The sequence below is a fragment of the Alphaproteobacteria bacterium genome (assembly GCA_004295055.1).
Taxonomy (GTDB): Bacteria; Pseudomonadota; Alphaproteobacteria; order SHNJ01; family SHNJ01; genus SHNJ01.
Window position 1 is genome coordinate 245,819 of record SHNJ01000031.1, and the last position, 24,082, is coordinate 269,900.

Sequence of the window (24,082 nt, forward strand, 5' to 3'; positions counted from 1 at the left end):
TTCTAGGCCCTTCGTTGCTGTTCATCGCATAATGAGAAGAGTCGTCATCACCGGACTTGGTTTGGTAACGCCGCTTGGTTGCGGCGCCAAACACGTATGGCCGCGCCTGCTTGCGGGGGAATCCGGCTTGCGCCAAATTCAGGCGTTCGATGTATCGGATCTGCCGGCGAAAATAGGCGGAACCTTGCCGCCCGGCGCATCGGCTGATGGATTCTTCAATGCCGATGATTATGTTCCGGCCAAAGACCGCCGCCGCATGGGCGATTTTATCGTGTATGCGATGGCCGCCGCGCAGCAAGCGATCGAAGACGCCAGTTGGAAACCCACGGCGGAAAATGAATTGGAACGCACCGGCGTTCTGGTCGGGTCCGGCATCGGCGGTTTGGTGGAAATTGCCGAAGGCGCCAATATTTTGGCCGAAGGCGGTCCACGCAAAATCAGCCCATTCTTTATTCCATCGGCTTTGATCAATTTGGCTTCTGGCCAGATTTCGATTAAATACGGATTCAAAGGCCCGAATCATGCGGTGGTTACCGCTTGTTCCACAGGCGCGCATGCGATCGGCGATGCCGCACGCATGATTATGCTGGATGATGCGGATGTAATGGTTGCCGGCGGCGCCGAAGCCACGATTTGCCGTTTGGCGATTGCTGGATTTTCTCAAGCGCGCGCGCTTTCGACCGGTTTCAATGACACGCCAACCCGCGCATCGCGCCCATGGGATAAAGACCGCGACGGATTCGTGATGGGCGAGGGTGCTGGCGTTGTTGTATTAGAAGAATACGAACACGCCAAAAAACGCGGCGCCAAAATTTATGGCGAAGTCGCTGGATATGGTTTGTCCGGCGATGCGCACCATATTACCGCGCCGCCCGAAGACGGCAATGGCGCTTTCCGCGCGATGCAAGCGGCGTTGAAACGCGCGCATGTCAATCCATCGGATATTGATTATATCAATGCACACGGCACATCGACGCCGCTGGGCGATGAAATCGAAGTCAAAGCGGTCAAACGTTTATTCGGCGATCATGCCTATAAATTGTCGATGTCGTCGACCAAATCGTCGATCGGGCATTTGCTAGGCGCGGCTGGAAGCGTTGAGGCAATTTTCAGCATCATGGCAATTAACGATAATGTCTGTCCGCCAACCTTAAATTTGGAAAACCCGTCGGATGGATGCGATTTGGATTTCGTTCCGAACCAGGCTAAACAACGTAAAGTAAACGTAGCCTTGTCCAATTCCTTTGGTTTCGGCGGGACCAACGCCAGTTTGGTCTTCAAACGGGTCGGTTAATAAATTACCGGCCAAATCTCTCAGGTTTTTTTACTGGTAAAACCTGCATCATACTCGTACGGCTCATTCTATCAAAAGCTCGTGCTGTTTTTTGAATAATAGTTTTTGTAATTTCGCGTTTAGGAGTAATAACAATTCTTAAACCGTGTATGCTTCTATCTACTGTTTCGAGATGAAGTTTTCCAACGGCCAGTCCGTGAACTTCGCTTAGCAGATTTTGATAATTGACGGCCCGAATTTGTGCGATGCATTCCGCGGTTTGCTCGGGAGTGTCGGTAATTGGTTCGCCATTTCGCATCCCCATATCCACGGCTATGATAGTGGTTTCCAGAGGTGCTACTAAATCATATCCCGCTTTTTGAATGCTAGTGCTTAGACTTTTGGCCCAGCGATGGCGTGTCTCGGCTATTTTCCTAACTCCTTCAATGCCGTTCCACATTTGTATGGTTTTCCAAGCGACCGCGATTGGGAATCCACCACGCGTTGTACCAAACTGAGTCTGCAATCCAGGAAAATAATGTTGATCTGGTAAATTGGTAGATTTTATATGGGATTCTTTTACAAATAATAAACTTAAATCCATAACCCCGACGAATTTGTGGGGGTCGATCATGACTGAATCTGCGTTTGCCAATAATAGACGAGTCGTTTCATTGCTGGCAGTTAAATGGGCTTGGATTCCCATGGCTGCATCTACATGTAGCCATATCTTTTTTTCTTTTAATAAGGCGGCTATCTCGGGGTCAAAGGGGAAATCATTCATAGTGCCAAGCTGTGTCGTCCCTATAGTGACGACTAGACAGCTAACGCGGTCGCCATGATCCTTTAAAAAGCGAATTAGGTCCTCGCGCGGAACACGAAAATTACAGTTGCGGGAGCAATAAATAGGTTGTGCCGTTTGTTTAGTAATGTGGCATGCCTGGGCGATCGATTTGTGAGAAAGGTCGCTGCAAATGACCAAGTCTCTATTATTATGATTAGCGGCTAAACTAATTGCGTGCAGGTTGCTAGTGGTGCCGTTATTAAATGGCACTCCAACAACATTTTCTAGGCTAAGAATTTGGGTGCTGATAAAGTCACAGAACTCTGTACGAATTCCATCTAATTCTATATCGCTGCAGTCGGTTAAACTGCGGTCAGTAAATCGCAACCCAAATCGTTTAGCGGTAAGCGTGCTTCGCGGCGCCATCAACCACAGATTGGTGCCGCGGCCGTCGGATATGCCTGAATCATGCGACGAAGAACTATCTGGGTTTGGCTCTCGTGTAGGGATGGCAATCATTAATTTTCCTTTACGGTAACTTATGTAAATTAATGATTGTTGTCAATAAGGATCTATTTGTTTTGTTTTTTTTCAATGGAGTTTTTAAAGCGCTGTTGTTGTTTTAGTTCAACTAAAAGACGCAAATTGATTTGTTCTAACTCAAATAAAAGCTTAGAAAAATCAATATCTTGTGCAATTAATGGATTAATATTCTTCATCTCTTAGTCTCCCTGTCCAACTCGCTTTTGTTTAATTGCGGCTGTTGTAATTATGGTTAGTAAAATATACTTAAAGGAAACGGCTGTCAATACAAATTTAGCGTTTCTTACAGAGAAAATAAGGTTTTTTACCTTGTTTTAGGAAAATTTAAAGTATAATACTCTATTGGGAAATTTTTTTTATGATCACAATTCAACAAGTAAAGGCGGCGCGTGCTCTGCTCGATTGGAAGCAATCTGATCTTGCCGATGCTTGTGGCCTTTCCTTAACTGCAATCAATAACTTAGAGCGCGGTATTGGTTCCCCACGCGTGGAAACCATTAATGCTATTCGGCAAACCCTAGAAAATGTTGGTATCGAATTCACGGATGGAGAAGGCGTGCGCAAACGCGGGGAAGTGATTGAATTGCATGTGTTTGAAGGATCCCGCTTTATTACCTTGATGAACGATTATGCGTTCCCGTATTTAAAAGCATCTGGACAGAGCTTGATGTGCGGTATTGATGAAAGGCGTTTCGTCGAATACGGCAAGGAAGAAGTGAAGCGATATGACGATTTTATTCGTCAGAATAAGGTCGTTGAACGCATCATTATCCGGGAAAATGACACCTACATTTTGTCTGATCCAAAAGCCTATCGTTGGGTTCCCGAAGGTTTGATTGGAAAAGTTCCATACATGATTTATGGCGAGGTATTCGTACTTATTATTTGGGACGCTAAGAAAACTATTTGCATTAGGAATGCATCATTGACAGACAGCTTTCACCGTCAATTTGAGTTTTTGTGGAGCATGGGGCGTGGCCTGCCGTCAGACGTCAGCCGCGCTTTGTCCCAGCCCGATTTTTACGGCGGATCTTAATCAGGCCGCTATGTGGTCAGGCCGCGATGGATGGTTGGCCGGAACTTCTGGGGCGATATACGATAAATTTTCCGATATCTGTCCTGGCAGGAGCGATTTCAAAATAGAATCCATTTTGCGCAGCCGGTCATAAAACAATTTCTTTGGCGCTGGGTTCATCATAAAGCGCAAAGAATGCTGACCATTAATTTCGCAAATATCCATATCAACGCCAATCATGCCGAATGAATCTTTCAGATAGTCACCCAGCATCAAAGGCGAATCGAATTGGCGAATTTCCGGATGGTATAAATCAACCGCTACTACCCTGGTTTCTACAGGGCAGACCAATTTGAAGCCATGTTTAGTAAATATTTCCGCCATTTTTTGGGCGTTGCTGAAAACTTCCTTGGATAATTTTTCTAACATATAAATAGAGCCTGGCCGTTTCATCAAATGCCATGCCGCAGCTAATGCGTAGCCGCTTTGAGAGCTGCCAAACATGGTATAAGCACCAGCAAAATATTTTTGATCGGGCAATTTCGGCAATTTACCATCTTTAAATCCAACCAAACTTAACCCCATAGGTCCAACCCATTTGTGCGGATTGACCGTCCAAGAGTCGGCGTGTTGCATTAACTGACGAATCTGTTGGTCTTTACGCCGCAATATTTCCGTATATCCAAAAGCTGCGTCAACATGCAGCCAGATAGGGTTGCCCAGGGCGCGTTGCTGTAGAATGAAATATTGCACCACATCGATAGGGAAATCGTATAATTTGCCATGCGCGGGTACGCCAATGGTTAACACAATTGTGCCAATTCGACCGCTAAGCTGATTCAATTTTTGAATCAATTCCTCGCGGTCCATTTCATATCCCAATTCTGCATGGCATGGGATTAATTCCAAATCCAGGGATTGTTTTTCTACCGCCTGGTGAATTGATTTGTGTGTGAAATTGCTGCCTACAACCAGTTTTTTGCCGGTGTGGTGATGGCCCGCTAGGATGGCGTAATCGTTGCTAAGCGTTCCTTTTTCCGTGGGAACCACATAAAAATTATTTACTTGCAGAACTTTCTCTTGAAAAAAATCCAAGAAACTACGGCAAATGGATTGCATTTCGGTATTGCCTAAATCGGTAATCAATGCGGTATCGAATTCTGCGGCAAATTTTCTTGCGGCGTTATCATTGATCGCTTGGGTAACGCGAAAATTGAGTCTTTCCATGCTGCATCCTTAAAATATTCTGTGTATAAAACTTTTTAGATTAATCCAATGTCGTGGTCAATATATAATTGATATTATAACCATATAAAATAGTTAATTAACGTATTATACATTAAGAAAATGTAAAAATACTCCATAAATAGGTTTTAGGCACATTGTTTTGATGTCGGATCACTTTTAAAGCAAGATTATTTGTGAGCCAAATTTCATTTTGGGATCGGCAGGAATAGTCTACATCTGTCGCTATGAATCGTAAAAATGTCATCGGTATTTCTATCGCTATTGCGCTCGCTATAATTTTAGGCACTGGAATTGGTTTAAGTTTCTGGGGAATTGGCCAATGGAATAATGCAGGTCCATTGCAAAACTCTAAAATCATTATTATTCCGCCGGGTAAAGGCTTGTCGGCTATTTCCAGGCAATTGGAGCAAGAAGCCGCTATTGGAAACCGCTTTGTATTTATGGCCGGTACGTTTTTGCAAGGCGCCGAGAAAAAATTGAAACCTGGTGAATATGAATTTGGCGCTTACGATTCATCTTCCAGAATTATGCAGAAAATAGCATCTGGGAAAACAGTGCAGCATCGGTATACGGTGATTGAAGGCGCGATGATTGCCGATGTGTTGGCCCAAATCGCGGCAATGCCAAATTTAACGGGCGATATTAAGTTCAGGCCAAATGAAGGCGATATATTGCCGGAAACCTATACCTATGCTTACGGCGATACGCGGCAAGGATTGATCGACCAAATGACGGCCGCGATGCAGAATCTGCAAAAACAAATATGGGACGGCCGCCTGGCGGATCTGCCGCTGCGCGACTGGCATGATGCGATAACATTGGCGTCGATTGTCGAGGCTGAAACGCCAATTGATGCCGAACGGCCGCGCGTTGCGGCGGTTTATATTAACCGCCTGCGCATCGGCATGGCACTGCAAGCCGATCCAACCGTGGAATACGCGATGATATTGCTTGGTAAAAATCTAAGTAAAGGTTTGACTTACGACCACTTAAAAACCGCGCATCCTTATAATACCTACATGGTTACAGGTTTACCGCCAGGGCCGATAGGCAATCCAGGGCGCAAATCGATCGAAGCGGTTTTGCATCCGCTGGAAACCAAGGAATTGTATTTTGTCGCCGATGGCAAGGGTGGGCATGTGTTTTCGCAAACGCTGGCGGAACATGAAAGAAACGTCAAAAATTGGCGGAAAATAAACCGGTAATTACTGACTTGGTTTTTCCGGCAAATTCGCCAGCATGCGGTCGAACAGGCGTGGCGGCATGACCATTAAAAACCATGTCATGAAATAAGTGAAAAATGGAAACGCGATACGCGGCCGGTTTTTGCTAAGGCCATTTCTGATAATTTGTGCCGCACGGGACGCCGGCATCAACAAAGGCATAAAGAAGTTATTGACATCGGTCATCGGCGTTTTAACATATCCTGGACAAATAACCGTAACGCCAATTTTTTCCCGCATTAACATGCCGCGCCAGGATTCGCCCAGCGATTTTACCGCGGCTTTGCTGGCGCAATAGGCTGGCGCGCCGGGAAAACCGCGCATTCCGGCCAGCGAACTCATAATTGCGATCTGGCCCTTTAATTTGGATTTATCATTTTGATCTTCGGGCGATAACCTGCGTCGGCGAATAGCATCCAGCGCGGGATAAATCGTATTGATTACGCCTTCTATATTAACGGCAAGGATGCTTCGGGTTTGTTGTTCCGATTCGCCATCGCCGCCGGTACCGGCGGAAATACCGGCATTGGCAATCACCAAATCCAACGGCGCCGTATTATGCGCCCAACCAATCCAGGATGACATAGTAACCTTGTCCATCACATCCACCGGCGATATATGCGCGGTGGCGCCCTTGCTCCGGCATTGTTCGGCGACTTGTTCCAGACGTTCTTTGTTGCGTCCGCCTAAAAACAGCGTTACGCCAGACTCGGCATATTCTTCGGCCAGGGCTGCGCCGATTCCGCTGCTGGCACCGGTAATTAAAATTGATTTTGGCTGTAACATCGCTAGTATTCCGTTCAGAATAGGGAGTAGATAATGACGATCAAGAGCATGACCGGATTTGCAAGGGCCATGGTACAATGGCAAGGCGCCGCCTGGCAATGTGAAATTAAATCGGTCAATGGCCGTAATTTGGATTTACGTTGCCGCGTGCCCGAAGGATATGACTTGTTGGAACCGTTTTTGCGCCAAGAAGTACCCAAAATCATTCGGCGCGGCACGATAACCTTAAATATTTCCGTATTGTCCGGCAAATCGGACAATGTCGATATTAACGAAGCGTTATTGCATCGTTTTATGGAATTGCAGCGCAAGCTGAAAAGCAATTTCGAAGATGTATCCATGCGGTTTGAACAAGTGCTGGCAATCCCCGGGATCGTGCAATCGAAACCGCCGGCGGATATCCCGGATAATGCTGCGATGGAATTGTGGCAGGCCTTGATCCTGCCAACCATTCAGCAATTGGACGGGGCGCGCCGCAACGAAGGCCAGGCATTGTCTAAAATTATGACCGGGCAGATCGAGGCGATTGCAAAATTCACCGAACAAGCGGAAGCGCGGCTTGTGCCGCAAGCGGATGTTATGCGTGCCCGGTTAATCGATCAAGCGGCCAATTTGACCAAAGGGGTTAATATAGACGACCAGCGGCTGACCCAGGAATTGGCATTGCTGGTCATTAAGGCGGATGTACGCGAAGAATTGGACCGTTTAAAAGCGCATATTCAGGCGGCCAAGGAATTGCTGGGTGGCGAAGGCAATGGCCGGAAATTCGATTTTCTGTGCCAGGAATTTAACCGCGAGGCCAACACTTTATGCTCTAAATCGGCGGATATCGAGCTGACCAGGATCGGGCTGGAACTTAAAAACACCATAGATCAGCTGCGTGAGCAGGTGCAAAACATAGAGTAGCTTGCCTCGCGCACGGATCAATAGTATAAACCCGAAATGGATATACAGCGCCGAGGATTAATGTTTGTTTTGTCCTCGCCCAGCGGGGCGGGGAAGACCACGATCTCGCGCCGGTTGCTGCAACGCGATCCTAACATCAGCCTTTCTATTTCCGTTACCACGCGTCCGAAACGCCCCGGTGAAACCGAAGGCGTGGATTATTATTTTCTGGATACTACGGAGTTCAATTTGCGTTTGAATCGCGGCGAGTTGTTGGAACACGCCAAAGTGTTCAATCACTATTATGGCACGCCGCGCGACCCGGTGGAGCAAGCCCTGTCTTCGGGCAAAGATGTGTTGTTCGATATCGATTGGCAAGGCACACAGCAATTGGCGGAAAAAGCGCGCGAAGATCTGGTCAGCGTTTTTATTCTGCCGCCATCGACCGTGGAATTGGAACGCCGCTTGATTGCCCGCGCGCAAGACAGCGCTGAAGTCGTGGCATTCCGCATGAACAAAGCCGCCGACGAAATGAGCCATTGGGGCGAATATGATTATATTATCGTGAACAACGATTTGGACAGCAGTGTGCTGGCGGTTGAAAAAATCCTGCATGCCGAACGGTTGCGCCGCAATCGGCAATTGGGCCTTTCCGATTTCGTCAAACATTTACGCCAGGGGCAGTAATAAAAAGCTACCCTCCCCTTGAGGGAGGGTAGTTAAAGTAAGGAAACCAATTTCCCAAAATCTTCGATGTTTAATTCCTCCGCCCGTGCGGTGGGATTCAATCCCGCCGCGATCAATTTGGCTTCGGCGTCTGGCCAGATTTGTTTCAGGGACACCCTCAACATTTTCCGCCGCTGGCCGAACATGGCGGCGGTTAGCCGTTCCAAATCTTTTATTTGGCCGGGAAATAATGGCGCCGCGCGCGGGGTGATCTGCACCACGGTCGATTCTACTTTCGGCGCTGGGGTAAATGCCTGTGGCGGCAAGGTAAACAGGGGTTTTACGTGGCATAGCCATTGCGAGATCACCGACAAGCGCCCGTAATCCTTGGTGCGCGGTACGGCGATAATGCGATCCGCGACTTCGCGTTGGAACATTAAAATCATATCGCTGATTTTGCCGGGCACCGCGTATATTTCATGCAGCCATTCCAATAATAAAGGCGTTGCGATGTTGTATGGCAGATTAGCGATAATTTTGATCGGGGCAGGGCCGATATCGGCAATTTTAACTTCCAGAGCGTCTTCGTTGCGAATATCCAGTTTTGCATCGGTGTGCGCGGCGATTTGTTGCAATGCCTCGATACAGCGGTAATCTTTCTCAATCGCCACAACATGTTTCGCGCCTTCTAAAAATAACGCGCGGGTCAGGCCGCCAGGCCCGGGGCCTATTTCAACAATGGTGCCGTTATCCAATGGCGCGGCATAACGGGCGATTTTGCGGGTGATATTTAAATCCAGCAAAAAATTCTGGCCCAGCGATTTTTCGGCGCGCAAGCCAAATTGACCGATAGTTTCGCGCAAGGGAGGCAAATGTTCGATGGACTTATCCATGCGACCCCGCCATTTTTGCCGCCATTTGGATGGCGGCAATCATACTGTCGCCGCGCGCAATGCCGCGCCCGGCGATATCAAGGGCCGTGCCGTGATCGGGCGAGGTGCGAATAATATCAAGGCCCAGCGTTACATTGACGCTGCGCCAGAAATCGACGGTTTTAACGGGAATCAAAGCTTGGTCATGATAAGCGCAAATGGCCACATCATATTCGCGCCGCGCTTCGGCGAAAAACATCGTATCGGCCGATAACGGCCCCATGACTTGCATGCCCATATTGCGCAATTCGGCCAGGGCAGGGGCAAAGATATCAATTTCCTCCCGTCCAATTTCGCCATCTTCCCCCGCGTGCGGGTTCAGCCCGGCAAAAGCCAGGATAGGATTTTTAATGCCGAATTTGCCTTGCAATCCGTCACGAACAATTTTCGCAATTTGCAGGATTAAATCGCGATTTATCTTCATCGCCACATCCCGGATCGGCGTATGCACGGTCAACGGCACCACGCGCAATTGATCGTTGGCCAGCATCATCACCGGTTTCACGCCGCCGCAAAGATGCGATAAATATTCGGTATGGCCGGGAAATTGAAATCCGCCCTTGATCATTACGGCTTTGTTGATGGGATTGGTGACCATCGCCGCCGCTTTGCCTGCGCGGCATAATTCCACGCCCATTTTAATGGATGATGAAATTGCCGGCACATTCGCCGTATCGGTTTGGCCAATAATGGGTTTTTGATTTAATTGGATTGGCAAAACCGGCAATGCACCTTTAAATACGGCCGGGGCTTCGCCAATGCCCTGCACAATTTGCAAAGGTATATCTAAGTTTGCGGTTTGCGCGGTTAGGCGCAAATAATCCGGATCGTGGTGCAAAATAAAGCAGCAATTCTGGGTATGACGCAATTCCATCCAGGCGCGCAAAGTGATTTCGGCGCCAACGCCGCCCGGTTCGCCCATGGTTACGAATATGGGTTTAGGGGCGTCCATTAGCTGCGAATATCGACCAGCGCTAAACTTCGCAAATCGCGCAAATATTTGCGCGCGGAGCTTTCCAGTTTCTTTTGCCGTAACGTATCGGCAATCGCCTGGCGGTCGGGCGCGGGAACGGAATCCGCTTCCGGTGTGCGCGTTTCACGTAAAAATAAAATGACAAAGCCGTCTTCGGTGCGCAATGGACGGGTAATTTGGTTCGGCTGCATTTTAGCCAATTTTTGTTCGACCATTTCCGGTAACTGGCCTTGTTTTATCCATCCCATATCGCCGCCGTTCTGCGCGGTGCCGCTTTTTGAAAATTGGCGGGCAATATCGGCAAATGGAGCTCCATTTAAAATATCCTGAACCATGCGGTCGGCATTTTGCTTTGCTTCCGCTTCGCCAGCCGGATCATCGAAGGGAACGAATATTTCCGACAGCAAGTATTCCGGAGTTGGCGCAGCCGGATTTGTTTTGGCAATCTCGTCTTGAATTTCATCTTCGGTGACAATGGCGGTTGTCGAGAATTTCTGCCGGACTACTTTGGTCCAATTGATCGTGGCTTTGATCTGTTCCAACAACGAATCGTAACTGCCGCCTTTTTGGGTGATAAAGGATTCAAAGTCCGCGGGTGGGATGTTATTTTGCGTGGCGATACGGCCTACCGCGGCAACGATTTCCCCTTCGCTGGCGGTAATATTCAAGCGCCTTGCTTCTTGGATTTCCAATCGTTCGTCGATCAAATTGCGCAGAATTTGCGGGTATATTTTTTGTTTTTCTTCGTCGGTCAATGCCCTATCGCCAGACAAAGTAATCAGGGATATGCGTTGTTCCACATCTAGGCGCGAGATCACTTCGTCATTGACCAGGGCGGCGATTTCCATAGTCTGCGCCGCAACACTGCCTGTGTGGACCAAAAAGCAGAATAAAATAAAAGTAAACAATTTACGCATAATAGAACCTTATGGTTGTTGCGGTAACAGGGTGCCGGTATATTCGCTGGAACGGCGTTGGGTGAAGTAATCGGGTTGAATTTCGCCGCCGAGATGTTTTAAATCAACGCGCAGCAAAATGGAAGTGCCGGGTTTGTTTTCGCTGTCGGTAATAAATTCGCGTTCCACCGCCAGCCCCACCGAAATACATTCATTATGATAGGTTAATCCCGTGCCCCATTCGCGCGTGGAATGGCTGGAATTGATATCGCTTAAGATGCGTCCCGATAGATTCCAGTTTTCGGTCATCTGCCAGGAAGCGCGGGTTCCAACCTGTTCGCGATCGTTGAATTCATTGTTACCCACCAAACGATCCAGGAAAATATAATCGAGGCCCAGCGTCAGCGCGCCGGTACGGGTTTGCGCGGAAAATTCGCTGCGGCGGAATGCGGGTTTATCCGTGTCGATGCGGAAGCGATAAATTAAATCCAATTTCTGGCTTGGGTTAACCTCGATTTTTCCAACCGCGTCGGAAAAGTGATTTTCTAGGCCGGATCCAGATTCATAAGTATTATCTTCGCGCGCGCGCCAGCTTTGTCCGATAAAGATTTTACCGCCACGGCTTTCATCGTCGAATAATCCCATGTTGAGGCCGTAATCGATCCGATGTCCGCCGGCAATCCGGTCGTAACCCGGAAAACGTTTAAAGGAAAACAAATTGCTTTCGTCGAATTCGAATGCTTGGCTGTCTTCGTTCGGAATTTTGGAATTTCGGCCGACATTAGGCGAAGTAACCATGAAAATAATTGGTTCCACATACTTGGTCAGCCGGCGATTATCAAGATTGAAATTTCCGGCCAATGGATAACGCCAGCTTAATCCCGCTTGCGGCACCGCTCTGCCGGTCCAGCCATTGTCGGGATCGACGGCAGACGTGGTTGGGTCGTCATAATCGTCTATCGCATATCCGCTGGCCTGCGTTCGCAAAGTTAAATCAATCAATTGTCCGTTGTCGGTACGCATCGGTTTACGCCATGCTCCATCGACACTAAGCCGTCTGCTGTCCGTTCCGTCTTGCCGCTGCAAATTCAGCAAATCGGTGTTGACTTGCCACAATCCGCCCCAGCCATCATAACCGCTGACATAGTTATACCGCATTTGCGGCAAAATAATGGGTGTAGTGCGGGATTTGTCGAAACTGCGCAAGCCTTGAAACGACATGGCGCGCATTTGCGCATAGCTTTGGCCAAAAAATCCTTCGGCTTCGGCCTTGCTGATCAAAACATCATCCCCGCTGAAACGGTAGCGGCGCAAATAGGTTTTGTCGCTGGCCCGGTCGATCGTTAAATTGCTGCGCCAGTTATCGCTTATATCCTGGGTCCATACCGCGTCAATATGGCCACGGGTGGTGGTGTCGTTCTGGCCATCGGCCCGCCGCCGGTCCACTTCGCCGACCGATCCCTTGAAATCGATCCGGCCGCTTTGCAAACGCTGACGGTATTCTTGGGACAGAATAAATCCATCCTTGGTCATGATGATGGGTTCCACCGTTAAATCGGTGGATGGATTAATATCAAAATAATAGGCCTGACGATAAACGAAGCCCAATTCATCGGAATTTTTAAAATTTGGGCCCAATAATCCGCTGCGCCGTTTCAAATTGGGATCGGGATGCGATAAATAAGGGCTGTAAAATACCGGTACGCCCCACAATTCCAGACTGGCGTCTTCGTACTGAATTTCCCTGGCTTGCTGGTCATGCGTGACATTCTTTGATTTGATTTGCCAGGTGGGCGCTCGCTCCGGATGTTTTGCGCAAGGCAAGCATGGCGAGAATACCGCATAATCCATTTTGTTATACCGGCCTTCGCTGCGTTCGGCCCGGCGCGCGGCAAGACGGCTGTTATCGTTCAATCGCAGGCGCAGATTTTGAATCACGCCTTTTTTCATGTCGTCTTTCAATTCTATGAAATCGGCGTAAATTGTATCTCCGCCACGGTCGCGCAGGGCGATATTGCCGCTGGCGGTTAGAATATCTTCTTTTTCGTTGTAATTGATTTGATCGGCGGTGACTTCGCGTCCGGCCTGAACGATAACGACACCGCCGCGTGCGGTGATAGCCCCGTAATCATGATCGTAAGTGACGCTGTCGGCTTCGACATACACGGGTTCTTTTTTAAATTCATCGCCGCTGGCGGCTTGGCTGGCGGCAAAAAAACTGCTTTGCGCCAGGCATGAAATTGGCGCCAACAGGACCGCTGCGATTAAGAATAGGGTGGAAAAACGCATTGTCTAACCATCCTCGTTATGCAGTAAAGTGGCGACTCCAAGAAACGCCGTGATAAAAAATGGCGCCCAGGCGGCAAAAATCACTGGAATACGGCCCGATCCGCCCAGCGCGTGAACGATGTCGGAAAATGTGTAAAACAAAAATCCGCAGAAAATGCCGCCAACGATCAGCAGCATGGTTTTTTGGTTGCGCGCCGGCGATATGGTAAAGCAGGCGGCAATCAATACCATCGCCATCAACATAAATGGCGTTGTCAGCATGCTGTGAAAATACAGCCGGTGCGGCATTGCCGAAAATCCGGAATTTTCCAGTACCGTGATAAAGCCCGGCAATTTCCACACCGACAGGCTTTCCGGCGGAGCAAAGCTTTCTTGAATCTTGTCCAATGTTAAACTGCTGATGATTTGCAAAGTAGGCAGCATCTTGCGCGTGCCGCTTTGTTCGGTAACGGTAACGCGGTCGAATGTCCAGCTTCCTTCGCTTAATCTTGCGGTATCGGCGTCGATGCGCCGTTGAAATACAAAGCTTGGGTCGAAAATAAACGCATTGATTTCGCGCAAGGACAAATCCGGCTCGACAACGTTGGCATGCAGTATCATGGTGAAATCGGTTTCGATTTGACGGATCCATAAACCGTCGGTCGAAATAAAGGATTGGTATATGCCGCGTTCGAAATATTTTGCCTCTAGCTGCGAGTATTTGGCATACAGCGCGGCGGAAAACGGATTGAACAAGGTTACTTGCAATATGCCCCATAAGGCGGCCACGGCCAAAGCCGGTTTTAAAAATTGCCAAACCGATACGCCGCCGGTGCGGATGACAACCAATTCATGGGCGCGATTCAGCCGCCAGAATGTAAACATCGCGCCGAATAAAAATACGAACGGCAGCAACATTTCCATCATTTGCGGCAATTTCAACAACCCCATTTCCAGGATAGTGCGGAATGGAACGAACGAACGCCCCGATGCGCGGCGCATCAATTCCACCGAATCGAACAGCAACACCACAAAGGCGAGGCCCATGTAGACGGTAAAAAATCCTTTGAAGAACTGCCGTACCAGATAATTATGCAGGCGGTCGAAAATATGCATTCGCTACGCCTCCGCCGCTTGAATGGCTGTAAGGGTTGCACCAATGCGCGGCAACAATTGCAGCAGATACAGGCAATAGAAAATAATGCCTATCGGCAGCAGATAATTCAGCGCCAGCAGGGCATAGAACATTCCGCCGGAATAAGATCCCAGCATGTTGTAGAAAATTAAAAACAGTCCCTGCAATCCGATAACGGTGCCAATGGTTGCGCCAAGACGAATCGTGGAACCTTGGCGGCGCGGCATGCAGTGGCGATATGTAGCCAAAGCGATCAGGCAGAATACCAGAATGCTCAACGGGCTGATCAGACGCTGATGCGCGATGGCTTGATACCGCATTTGCGTGCGCGGTTCGGTATTGGCGCCGGGAAAAAATAAATCGCCCAATCCCATTTCTTTGGGGTCGGCCGCGCGGTCGGCATTTTCTGCGTTCATGATTTGATTTAAATTCAGCGTATAGGAATCGAAATACAACATCGATACGGTGTTGTTTTTATGGTTCAATACCTGGCGGCTGCCTTTGATGACGGAAATAACCGGATCGCCGCGCTGTAAACTTAGAACTCCGCTTTCGGCCAAAACCGTCACTGGCTGATTAATATCGCGATTGTCATGCACCAATATGCCGTGCAGCGATCCGTCCGATTGCCGTTCGCGGATGAACACCGTGATACCCTTGGACACTTGGGTGAATACGCCTTCTTCCAGCAGCGTCAGCGAATAATCGTTACGCAGCCTGAATTGCAGATTTTTAAACGCGGTGTAGGATAGCGGCGTTAGATACAGCGTTAGCAAGTATGTAAAAGCCGTCATGATTAGCGCGAATATCAAAGGAGAACGGCTGATTCGCCAGGCGCTGAGTCCGCCGGAATGCATCACCACCAATTCGCTGTCCGAATTCAGGCGGTAGAAAATAAATAAAACGGCGGCAAAAACCGTCAGCGGCAAAATCACCGGCAACAAGCCAGGCAAAGTCAGCAATGCAAGATAGATAAAGGTCGATACCGGAATTCCCCGATTGACAATGAAATCAACCAGTTTCAGCGACTGGGTAATCCAGACGATGAAGGTTAGAGACAAAGTGATTACCGTGGCCGCCACCGCGATTTGACGCATCAAATATCGGTCGAGCCGGGACAGGTTTCGAAACATCCGGCGAATCTAGCCTTTTTGCATCGCTTTTTCCAGTATTTACAAATATTTGTTCACAGGCCTGGATTGCGCTGAAATTTTTCGTTATCTTAAGAGAAATTCTCTAAAACCCTCTATTTCCAAAGGATTCCTCATGAAAATCGCTTTTGCCGGTTTAGGCACCCCCGATCATGGCGCTTATGTCGTTGGCGTATACGAAGGCAAAGGCCTTTCCCCGTCCGCAACCAAAATCGACAAGGACCAAAAAGGCCTGGTGAAACGCGCGATGGAGGCGAGCAAATTTACCGGTAAACGGAATCAGTTTTTAACCATACTTGCGCCGTCCGGCATGAAAGCCAGCCAGATCGTATTGATGGGTCTGGGCAAACCGGAAGAATTGACCGCGTTTCAGGTGGAAGCGCTGGGTGGAAATCTAATCGGCTATTTGGCGAAAAATCCGGATAAATCGGTATCGGTGGCGATTGACGGATTTGCCAAAGCGAAAATGGATGCCGGCAAAATGGCGGCGCATTTTGCAATCGGCGCCCAGCTTCGTTCTTACCGGTTCGATAAATATCGTACCAAGGACAAACCCGAAGACAAACCGGCGTTGCAAAATTTAAATGTCATGTCGGGCAAATCGGCTGGCGCAAAATCGCATTTCGAAACATTATCCAAAATCGCCGATGGCGTGAATTTCACCCGGAATTTAGTGAACGAGCCGCCAAATGTGCTTTATCCGGAAAGCTTTGCCGTGGAAATCAAGAAGTTGACCAAGTTAGGCATCAAAGTTGAAGTATTGGATGAGAAGCAAATCAAAGCCTTGAAAATGGGCGCATTGCTTGGCGTGGCGCAGGGCAGCGTACGTCCGGCGCGCGTTGCGATTATGCAGTATAACGGCGCAAAATCCAAAGGCAAAGCCGGGCCGATTGCCTTGGTCGGCAAAGGGGTCACCTTTGACACTGGCGGTATTTCGATCAAACCCGCCGCCGGGATGGAAGAAATGAAATGGGATATGGCCGGGGCCGGGGCCGTGGTTGGAACGATGATGGCGCTGGCCGGGCGCAAGGCCAAGGTGAATGTGGTCGGTATCGTGGGTCTGGTTGAAAATATGCCCGATGGCAACGCGCAGCGTCCGGGCGATATTGTAACCTCCATGTCGGGCCAAACCGTCGAAGTGTTGAATACCGATGCCGAAGGGCGGATGGTGTTGTGTGATATCATGTGGCATGTGCAGCAGAAATTTAAACCGAGCGTGATGGTGGATCTGGCCACGTTGACCGGCGCCATTCTGGTGGCGTTGGGTCATGAATTCGCCGGGCTGTTCAGCAACGACGACGGATTGTCCAAACAATTGACGGCTTCAGGCGAAGCGGTGGGCGAGCGTTTATGGCGTATGCCGATGTGCGAAGCCTATGACCGCGAGTTGGATGGATTCCAATCCGATTTGAAACATATCGGCAATGGCCGCGAGGCAGGCAGCGCCACGGCAGCCCATTATCTCGGCCGGTTCGTGCAAAAAGGCGTCAAATGGGCGCATCTCGATATCGCTGGAACCGCCTGGTCGAAAAAGGACAATGGCGTCACACCCAAAGGCGCATCGGCATACGGCGTGCGTTTATTGAACCAATGGATCGCGGATAATTTCGAGTAGTGGTGTTTAAAATTCCCCTCCCTTTGGGAGGGGGTAGGGGGAGGGTTAGGCAAGCGGTTTGGCTTATTGATGAAACTGAATTTATCTCTACCGCGCCTATCCCCCTCTGCAAACGCTGTCGCATTTGCGCCTCCCCCAAAGGGGGAGGAATAACCCCCTTGCATTTCAGGCCTTTTCGCTTTATAAGCACCGCAGCAATTATAGGTTTCAGGTTCCAGGTATTAGGTGTCAAAAACAAACTTAACCTGATACCGGAAACCTGGTACCTGACACCTTTTTTATTTTGAGGGACAAAATGGCTATGGCTATCGAACGTACTTTTTCTATTCTGAAACCGGATGCAACCCGCCGCAATTTGACTGGCAAAATCAACGCCAAGATCGAAGATGCCGGCCTGCGCATTATCGCGCAAAAACGCATCCAAATGACCCAAGCGCAAGCGGAAGCATTTTACGGCGTGCATAAAGAACGCCCATTCTTCAAAGATTTGTGCAAATTCATGACCTCGGGCCCCGTAGTGGTTCAAGTATTGGAAGGCGACAATGCCGTTGCCAAATACCGCGAAGTCATGGGCGCAACCAATCCAGCCAACGCCAATCCAGGCACAATCCGCAAAGAATTCGCCGAATCGATCGAAGCGAATTCGGTGCACGGTTCCGATTCCTTGGATAACGCGAAAATTGAAATTAGCCATTTTTTCAAGAACGACGAAATCGTCGGCTAATTTAATTGGCTTAATAATTTTTTTAAACGCACCCAGCTTGGGTGCGTTTTTATTTTCTGACGCGTCGATTGGCAAAAACGGCGGTTGCGAAAACGCGAAAATCTTCGATGCGAGATCCGGAAGAATTCATATAACGATCTAAAGATCCTTCATCTATGGTCAGGTCCGGTTTTTCGCCGCGTAAACGCATAACCAATCCGGGCAGATCGTCAAATTCAATATTGGTCCAAGGCAATACGACAGGTTCCGGCATTTCTTTACTTAACAAAGTTTTTGTTACCGGACGAAATTGGGTCGCGGTCGCAATCGCGCCTTTGCGCGATAAAAATTTTATCCAACGGAATTTTTCCGGCGCGGGTTCAATGTCCGCAGTCATGGTTCGCGCGCCATGTCCTATCAGCCAATTGAATCCGTGAATCATTAAATTAGTGCCGATTCCCTGGTCTTTATATTTCGGATCGATATATAGGAAATAAAAAGTAGATACGGTTGGCGATGTCATCCTTGTATGGATCACCCCTCTGATTTCCTGGGGATTGGTTTTGGAACATGCGGCCCATGTCGCATAAGGCCGATTATTAGGGGTGGTGCCGCATAAAGGGCGTGGAAAACGGTCCCAATTTAAATCCGGCCAATATGGCTGCAATACCTGGTGATGCGCCGCGCACATAGATATTTGATAGGCACTAGTATACATACCAGTTATAGCCGGGCGCTGGTCTTCCGTGGCTTGCTGGATAACATATGGTGCTTCACTGGCGTTCATAACGCCAGTGTAATAAAAATTTAGTTAATGTAAATATAGGCTTATAGGGTATTCTTAAACTAAGAAAAACGCCATTCCAGCCAGCAAGACGACCACGCAGACGATACCGATCACGGTCATGCGTAAAAATGCTTCGTAAGTCTTTTTATTGCCAACATAATAAGCGTCGTTGTTTTGGGTAGGGGCTTTGGCCATGGATTCCTCCGTAATTGACTTAACTATTTACCACAACTTTATTGCCTGTCATCTGAATTCTTCCTTCTGACAGCAATTTCAGCGCCATGGGGTAACACCGATGCTCCGCCGCCAATACCCGCGCCGCCAGGGTTTGTTCATCATCGTCAGGCAAAACGGGCACAGATTGTTGCAATATAATCGGGCCTTCATCCATTTCGGCGGTTACAAAATGCACCGTGCAGCCATGATGGGCATCGCCGGCGGCAAGGGCGCGTTTGTGCGTATCGAGCCCTTTATGGTTCGGCAGTAACGATGGATGAATATTGATTAATTTATTTTTCCAAGTCTCGCAAAATTCCGCGCTTAGTAACCGCATGAAACCGGCAAGGCATACAAGATCGATTTTATTGGCACGCAAAATTTCGGTGATCTTGGCGTCATATTCGCGCCGGTCTTTATATCCTTTGTGCGGCAGAATTTCAGTTTTAACTTTGTATTGTTTGGCGATTTCCAAACCCGGCGCATCGGCGATATTCGATAAAACCAACGCAATTTTTGCCTGATCGATTTCGATATCGGGAATTTCCCCGGCACAACCGCGGAGCAGGGCATGCATGTTGCTGCCCCGGCCAGAGATCAAAATTGCCACACGCAATTTCGAGGGTTCTGGGTTCCGGGTTTTGGGTTTTGGGCTGGACATGGCTTAAATCCCAAACCCCAAACCCCAAACCCCAATACCCATGATTATATCCATGCCGCCTCAAGACCCAGCAAATTGACACTGCGACCGCTTTCCGGACGTGACACGATTTGACCCAAACGGTAAACCGTTTCACCGGAATCTTGCAATGCTTTGGTGACGAAATTGACTTCGTCCGGATCGACCACGGCAATCATGCCGATGCCGCAGTTAAAGGTGCGCACCATTTCATCTACGGGCACGCCGCCGGTTTTCATCAACCATTGGAATACCGGTGGCAATTGCCAGGCGGCCAAATTGATTTCAGCGCAGGCCGATTGCGGCAATACGCGCGGAATATTTTCCACCAAACCGCCGCCAGTAATGTGGGCGAGGGCTTTTAATTTTTGCTGGCGCACCAATGGCAAACAGCTTTGCACATAAATGCGGGTTGGGGTTAACAACGCATCGCCCAATAATTTGTCTTTGGCGAATGGCGCGCTGCCGCGATAATCGAAACCGACATCGCCGACAATTTTACGTACTAATGAAAAGCCATTCGAATGAATGCCGCTGCTGGCCAAGCCCAAAATCACATCGCCAGTTTTTACATTGCTGCCGGTAAGAAGCATATTGCGTTCGACCGCGCCGATGGCGAATCCCGCCAAATCGTAATCTTCGCGTGCATACATGCCCGGCATTTCGGCGGTTTCCCCGCCAACCAAGGCGCAGCCCGCCATGCGGCAGCCATTGGCGATTCCGGCGATCACTTCGCGGGCGATGGCCACATCCAATTGGCCGGTGGCGTAATAATCTAAAAAGATAAGCGGTTCCGCGCCTTGTACGATCAAATCGTTGACGCACATCGCAACCAAATCGATGCCGACCGTATTATGTTTGCCAAATTCGATGGCGACTTTCAATTTGGTGCCGACGCCGTCGGTGGTGGAAATCAATAGCGGGTCCTGATATCCCGCGCCGCGCAGATCGAAAATCGCGCCAAATCCGCCCAGACTTCCGTCCGCGCCGGGGCGGGCCGTTCCCCGCGCCAAAGGCTTAATTACTTCGACCAGCGTATTGCCGGCATCAATATCGACTCCAGATTGTTTATAAGTGCGTTTCATCGGCATCATTGACAGTAAATTCCTTATTTATCGACTAGGCAATGGGGCCGATTTGGCTTACATTGCAGGCGCTGAATCTACCCTAAAACCGCCATAAATTCCAACTCTAATTTGTGCATGAACGCCTTTAAAATAGCGCTTTGTTTCGTTTTTATAATGCTGGCTGGCTGGTGGGCCTCGGTTTTACCCGCCCACGCGCAAAATGACGATTCCGTATTTACCGTCAGCAATGTGCATGTCGAAGTCGAGGCGGCGGATGCCAATACCGCCAAATCCAAGGCCTTGCAACAGGCAAGGCAAGAAGCCTTTCAGATTTTAATCAAGCGTTTGGTCGCGCAATCGAACGCGGAACAGATTAAAAAACTGTCCGCGCAGCCGGCGCAAAAATGGGTGCAGGCGGTGGAATTGCGCAATGAACGCACGACGGCCAGCAAATACAGCGCGGATGTAACGGTGATTTTCAAATCCTCCATGGTCGAAACTTTTTTAGAAGGCCAGGATATTTCCTATACCACCGCGTCCAGCGCGCCATTTTTGGTGATTCCGGTTTATAATCGCGGCGATCAGTGGTTGTTATTGCAAGAAGACAGTTTGTGGCTGTCCGTCTGGCGCAAGATTCAGGATACGAAATCATATGGCCTGGTGCCGATCAAGGTGCCTTTGCCCAGCGTAAAATTGCAGGCGTCCGATATCGCGCCGGAACCGAACCGCGATTATTTACTACAGCTTGCGGCGCAACATGGTCTTGCGCAGGCACTATTGGTCAAAGCCAGCTTGGATGTGTCTAATACCGCGGCCGGTACGGTAACGCGGGTAAAAATGATTGCGGAAAACATTTCGCCGACGATGCAGTCGACGCCGGTCGAATTGGAATATGAGGCGCCACCCAATACCAACCTGATGGAGGTATTCAATACCGCCGCGCACAACCTGTTATCCGCCATCGAAGAGGGTTGGAAAGAAAAATCGGCGGCGAATTTGGGCGACGTTAAAACGGTCGATGTAATGGTGCGGGTGCCGGATATAGGCAATTACATTAATCTATGGCAGCGATTGCAGTCCATGTCCGAGGTGCGCAAGATTCATTTACGGGCGATGACCCGCGATGTTGCGCAATTATCGCTGGATGTCAGCGATAACGGGGATCTTATTGAATTGTTCCGGCGGTATAATTTTGCGCTAACGCAAGGGGCGCAAATCTGGCTATTGCAGCCATTGTAATTTAATAAACGGGGAATCGAATGGTTTTAAGAGCAGATAAGAAACTGGCAGTTTGGTTTTGGGCTTCAATCGCTATCCTGACCTTGGGGGCGCTGTATATTTTACAGGATATTTTGCTGCCCTTTGTATTGGGATTTGTGATTGCCTATTTGCTGGATCCGGTGGTCGATAAATTGGGAAAGCTGGGCAAGCGCAAAGGTTGGCGCAAAATTTTTTCGCGCAGCACCTGCACCCTGATTGCGCTGGCTATTTTTACAACCGTTATCGTTTCGATTATTTCATTGCTCGTTCCGGTATTGCAAAGCCAAGTGCGCAGTATTGTTCAGTCATTTCCGCAATACATGTCCAATTTCATAGAATTGATCCGGCCATATTACGAACCTTTTCTAAGCGAAGTCAGCCAGGATCCCGCCAGTATAAAGGATATCGCCGGCAAGCAAATGACTACCGCGCTGACGATTCTGGATGGCGCCTTCGGCAAGGTAATTGAAAGCGGATCGGTTTTATTATCGCTGTTTTCAGTGGTGATCGTAACGCCGATCGTTTCTTATTATTTGCTGCGCGATTGGGATGGAATTGTCGCCAAGGTTGATGGATGGCTGCCTCGGGAAGAAGCGCCGATTATCCGCCAGCAAATTCGTCTGATCGATGATTGCCTGTCCGGATTTGTGCGTGGACAGGGGATGGTGTGTCTTTGCCTGGGCACGTTTTACGCAACGGTTTTAAGTATTATTGGACTCGAATTCGGCCTGACTATCGGTCTGTTTACGGGATTGATGTCGTTCGTGCCATATTTCGGATCTGGCCTTGGTTTGTTGATCAGTATGCTGGTTGCGGTCAAACAATTCCCGGATTGGTTTTCGGTTGGTCTGGTATTGGGCACATTCATTGTCGGTCAGATTTTGGAAGGTTATGTGTTGTCGCCGCGACTGGTGGGCGAACGCGTCGGGTTGCACGCGGTTTGGATTATCTTTGCGTTGATGGCCGGCGGCAGTTTGTTCGGCTTTGTCGGAATTTTGCTGGCGGTGCCGGTTGCCGCGACTTTGGGCGTGTTATTCCGCTTCATTATCGACCAATATAAAGACAGCCCGATATACAGGGGACGCAAATAGATATGGCCAGCAGGCAAATCAGTTTCGAATGGCCGCATTCAGTATCGATGCGGCGGAACAATTTTGCCGTCAACCCCAGTAATCAGACGGCATTGCAATGGATCGAATCCTGGCCGCATTGGGGATCTTATGCCAGCGTGATTTACGGGCCAAAGGGATCGGGCAAAACGCACCTCGCGCATATTTGGGCGGAAAAATCGCAAGGAGTTTTTTTGGATTCCAAACTGGCGGAAGCCGATTTCATGGCGGTGGCGCAAAAATTTAAATGCCTGGTGATCGATGACGCCGATCAATTCACCAATCAGCAGTTATTGTTCCATACGCTGAATTCCGCCAAAAACAATAACGGATCTTTGTTATTGCTGGCACGTTCTGCAACGCCGCAATGGAAAGTGACGCTGCCCGATTTATCTTCGCGCCTGAACGCCTTGCCGCAAATTGCTATCGCCACGCCGGATCAGGAAATGCTGGCGATTTTGATGACCAAGCAATTCGCGGACCGGCAAATGGCGGTGGATCCTGGCGTTATCGACTATGCGGTGGTGCGGCTAAACCGTTCTTATGCCGCAATTCAGGCCTTTGTGGATATGGCGGATCAGTTTTCCCTGGAAATGAAGCGCCGGGTGACAGTATCATTGGCGCGCGACATCGTTCAGGAATTAGACCGGCATTTCGCCGTTCCCGATGTCCCGGATAAAGCATGACCGAACATAAAACAAAACCAGCCGACGACCCGATCGATTTGCAAAGCCCACGCCGTTTTTTGAACCGCGAATTATCGTCGATCGCTTTTAATCGCCGGGTATTGGAAGAGGCGCAGAATAAAAAAGCACCGGTGCTGGAGAGGGTGAAGTTTTTATCTATTGTCGGCAATAATCTCGATGAA

Annotated in this window: 24 protein-coding genes; 11 read left to right on the forward strand and 13 right to left on the reverse strand. The window is 49.1% G+C overall.

Going from position 1 to position 24,082, the window contains the following annotated elements:
- The first annotated feature begins 31 nt into the window (after positions 1 to 31).
- Positions 32 to 1,294 carry a beta-ketoacyl-[acyl-carrier-protein] synthase II gene (gene fabF / locus EYC62_08805; GenBank protein TAH32821.1) on the forward strand — a complete coding sequence of 421 codons (1,263 nt, stop codon included), beginning with the start codon at positions 32 to 34 and terminating at the stop codon, positions 1,292 to 1,294.
- A 4-nt stretch (positions 1,295 to 1,298) separates the two neighbouring features.
- On the opposite strand, the gene EYC62_08810 is transcribed toward fabF, so the two are convergent.
- Positions 1,299 to 2,576, reverse strand: coding sequence for an aminotransferase class I/II-fold pyridoxal phosphate-dependent enzyme (locus EYC62_08810; GenBank protein TAH32822.1), 1,278 nt, complete (start codon positions 2,574 to 2,576; stop codon positions 1,299 to 1,301).
- 382 nt (positions 2,577 to 2,958) lie between these two features.
- On the opposite strand from EYC62_08810, the gene EYC62_08815 reads away from it, so the two are divergent.
- Positions 2,959 to 3,636 (forward strand): XRE family transcriptional regulator, encoded by a 678-nt coding sequence (locus tag EYC62_08815; protein ID TAH32823.1) that lies wholly within the window; start codon positions 2,959 to 2,961, stop codon positions 3,634 to 3,636.
- Here the strand turns inward: EYC62_08815 and EYC62_08820 are convergent, their stop codons facing one another.
- Positions 3,637 to 4,842, reverse strand: a complete 1,206-nt coding sequence (locus EYC62_08820; protein TAH32824.1) for a hypothetical protein — start codon at positions 4,840 to 4,842, stop codon at positions 3,637 to 3,639.
- 245 nt (positions 4,843 to 5,087) lie between these two features.
- Between EYC62_08820 and mltG the strand changes: the two genes are divergently transcribed.
- A complete protein-coding gene (gene mltG, locus EYC62_08825; GenBank protein ID TAH32825.1) occupies positions 5,088 to 6,068 on the forward strand; it encodes an endolytic transglycosylase MltG in 981 nt (326 codons plus the stop codon).
- Here the strand turns inward: mltG and EYC62_08830 are convergent, their stop codons facing one another.
- Positions 6,069 to 6,872, reverse strand: coding sequence for an SDR family NAD(P)-dependent oxidoreductase (locus tag EYC62_08830; GenBank protein ID TAH32826.1), 804 nt, complete (start codon positions 6,870 to 6,872; stop codon positions 6,069 to 6,071). It lies immediately after the preceding gene.
- Between the two features lie 33 nt (positions 6,873 to 6,905).
- Between EYC62_08830 and EYC62_08835 the strand changes: the two genes are divergently transcribed.
- Positions 6,906 to 7,778, forward strand: coding sequence for a YicC family protein (locus EYC62_08835; GenBank protein TAH32827.1), 873 nt, complete (start codon positions 6,906 to 6,908; stop codon positions 7,776 to 7,778).
- A gap of 36 nt (positions 7,779 to 7,814) precedes the next feature.
- Positions 7,815 to 8,444 carry a guanylate kinase gene (locus EYC62_08840; protein TAH32828.1) on the forward strand — a complete coding sequence of 210 codons (630 nt, stop codon included), beginning with the start codon at positions 7,815 to 7,817 and terminating at the stop codon, positions 8,442 to 8,444.
- 32 nt (positions 8,445 to 8,476) lie between these two features.
- Here the strand turns inward: EYC62_08840 and rsmA are convergent, their stop codons facing one another.
- Genes rsmA through lptF form a run of 6 tightly spaced genes read right to left on the reverse strand, consistent with a single transcriptional unit; the run spans position 8,477 to position 15,760 of the window.
- Positions 8,477 to 9,316, reverse strand: coding sequence for a 16S rRNA (adenine(1518)-N(6)/adenine(1519)-N(6))-dimethyltransferase RsmA (gene rsmA / locus EYC62_08845; GenBank protein TAH32829.1), 840 nt, complete (start codon positions 9,314 to 9,316; stop codon positions 8,477 to 8,479).
- Positions 9,309 to 10,307, reverse strand: coding sequence for a 4-hydroxythreonine-4-phosphate dehydrogenase PdxA (gene pdxA, locus EYC62_08850; GenBank protein ID TAH32830.1), 999 nt, complete (start codon positions 10,305 to 10,307; stop codon positions 9,309 to 9,311). The genes rsmA and pdxA overlap by 8 nt, the downstream gene beginning before the upstream one ends.
- Positions 10,307 to 11,245 (reverse strand): hypothetical protein, encoded by a 939-nt coding sequence (locus EYC62_08855; GenBank protein ID TAH32831.1) that lies wholly within the window; start codon positions 11,243 to 11,245, stop codon positions 10,307 to 10,309. Before EYC62_08855 ends, pdxA begins: the two co-directional genes overlap by 1 nt.
- Positions 11,246 to 11,254: 9 nt before the next feature.
- Positions 11,255 to 13,513: an LPS-assembly protein LptD gene (locus tag EYC62_08860; protein ID TAH32832.1), complete on the reverse strand. Its 2,259-nt coding sequence runs from the start codon at positions 13,511 to 13,513 to the stop codon at positions 11,255 to 11,257.
- A 3-nt stretch (positions 13,514 to 13,516) separates the two neighbouring features.
- Complete coding sequence (gene lptG, locus EYC62_08865) at positions 13,517 to 14,608, reverse strand: LPS export ABC transporter permease LptG (protein ID TAH32833.1); 1,092 nt, start codon at positions 14,606 to 14,608, stop codon at positions 13,517 to 13,519.
- A gap of 3 nt (positions 14,609 to 14,611) precedes the next feature.
- Positions 14,612 to 15,760, reverse strand: a complete 1,149-nt coding sequence (gene lptF, locus EYC62_08870) for an LPS export ABC transporter permease LptF (GenBank protein ID TAH32834.1) — start codon at positions 15,758 to 15,760, stop codon at positions 14,612 to 14,614.
- A gap of 133 nt (positions 15,761 to 15,893) precedes the next feature.
- Between lptF and EYC62_08875 the strand changes: the two genes are divergently transcribed.
- Positions 15,894 to 17,393, forward strand: coding sequence for a leucyl aminopeptidase (locus EYC62_08875; protein ID TAH32835.1), 1,500 nt, complete (start codon positions 15,894 to 15,896; stop codon positions 17,391 to 17,393).
- 301 nt (positions 17,394 to 17,694) lie between these two features.
- On the forward strand, positions 17,695 to 18,117 hold the full coding sequence (locus tag EYC62_08880; GenBank protein TAH32836.1) for a nucleoside-diphosphate kinase: 423 nt from the start codon (positions 17,695 to 17,697) through the stop codon (positions 18,115 to 18,117).
- Between the two features lie 49 nt (positions 18,118 to 18,166).
- Here the strand turns inward: EYC62_08880 and EYC62_08885 are convergent, their stop codons facing one another.
- Genes EYC62_08885 through EYC62_08900 form a run of 4 tightly spaced genes read right to left on the reverse strand, consistent with a single transcriptional unit; the run spans position 18,167 to position 20,863 of the window.
- Entirely contained in the window at positions 18,167 to 18,883 is a 717-nt protein-coding gene (locus EYC62_08885) for an N-acetyltransferase (GenBank protein ID TAH32837.1), read from the reverse strand.
- Between the two features lie 54 nt (positions 18,884 to 18,937).
- Positions 18,938 to 19,078, reverse strand: coding sequence for an aa3-type cytochrome c oxidase subunit IV (locus tag EYC62_08890; protein TAH32838.1), 141 nt, complete (start codon positions 19,076 to 19,078; stop codon positions 18,938 to 18,940).
- Positions 19,079 to 19,097: 19 nt separating this feature from the next.
- The gene (locus EYC62_08895) at positions 19,098 to 19,760 is read right to left on the reverse strand and encodes a phosphoribosylglycinamide formyltransferase (protein TAH32839.1); all 663 of its coding nucleotides are present in this window, start codon (positions 19,758 to 19,760) and stop codon (positions 19,098 to 19,100) included.
- A gap of 44 nt (positions 19,761 to 19,804) precedes the next feature.
- Positions 19,805 to 20,863, reverse strand: coding sequence for a phosphoribosylformylglycinamidine cyclo-ligase (locus EYC62_08900; protein TAH32851.1), 1,059 nt, complete (start codon positions 20,861 to 20,863; stop codon positions 19,805 to 19,807).
- A 117-nt stretch (positions 20,864 to 20,980) separates the two neighbouring features.
- Between EYC62_08900 and EYC62_08905 the strand changes: the two genes are divergently transcribed.
- From EYC62_08905 to EYC62_08920, 4 genes are all read left to right on the forward strand, one after another.
- Positions 20,981 to 22,084 carry a hypothetical protein gene (locus tag EYC62_08905; protein TAH32840.1) on the forward strand — a complete coding sequence of 368 codons (1,104 nt, stop codon included), beginning with the start codon at positions 20,981 to 20,983 and terminating at the stop codon, positions 22,082 to 22,084.
- Between the two features lie 20 nt (positions 22,085 to 22,104).
- Positions 22,105 to 23,196 (forward strand): AI-2E family transporter, encoded by a 1,092-nt coding sequence (locus EYC62_08910; protein TAH32841.1) that lies wholly within the window; start codon positions 22,105 to 22,107, stop codon positions 23,194 to 23,196.
- A 2-nt stretch (positions 23,197 to 23,198) separates the two neighbouring features.
- Positions 23,199 to 23,900: a hypothetical protein gene (locus EYC62_08915; protein ID TAH32842.1), complete on the forward strand. Its 702-nt coding sequence runs from the start codon at positions 23,199 to 23,201 to the stop codon at positions 23,898 to 23,900.
- A partial coding sequence (locus EYC62_08920; GenBank protein TAH32843.1) for a hypothetical protein occupies positions 23,897 to 24,082 on the forward strand: 186 nt, incomplete at its 3' end. The genes EYC62_08915 and EYC62_08920, both read left to right, overlap by 4 nt.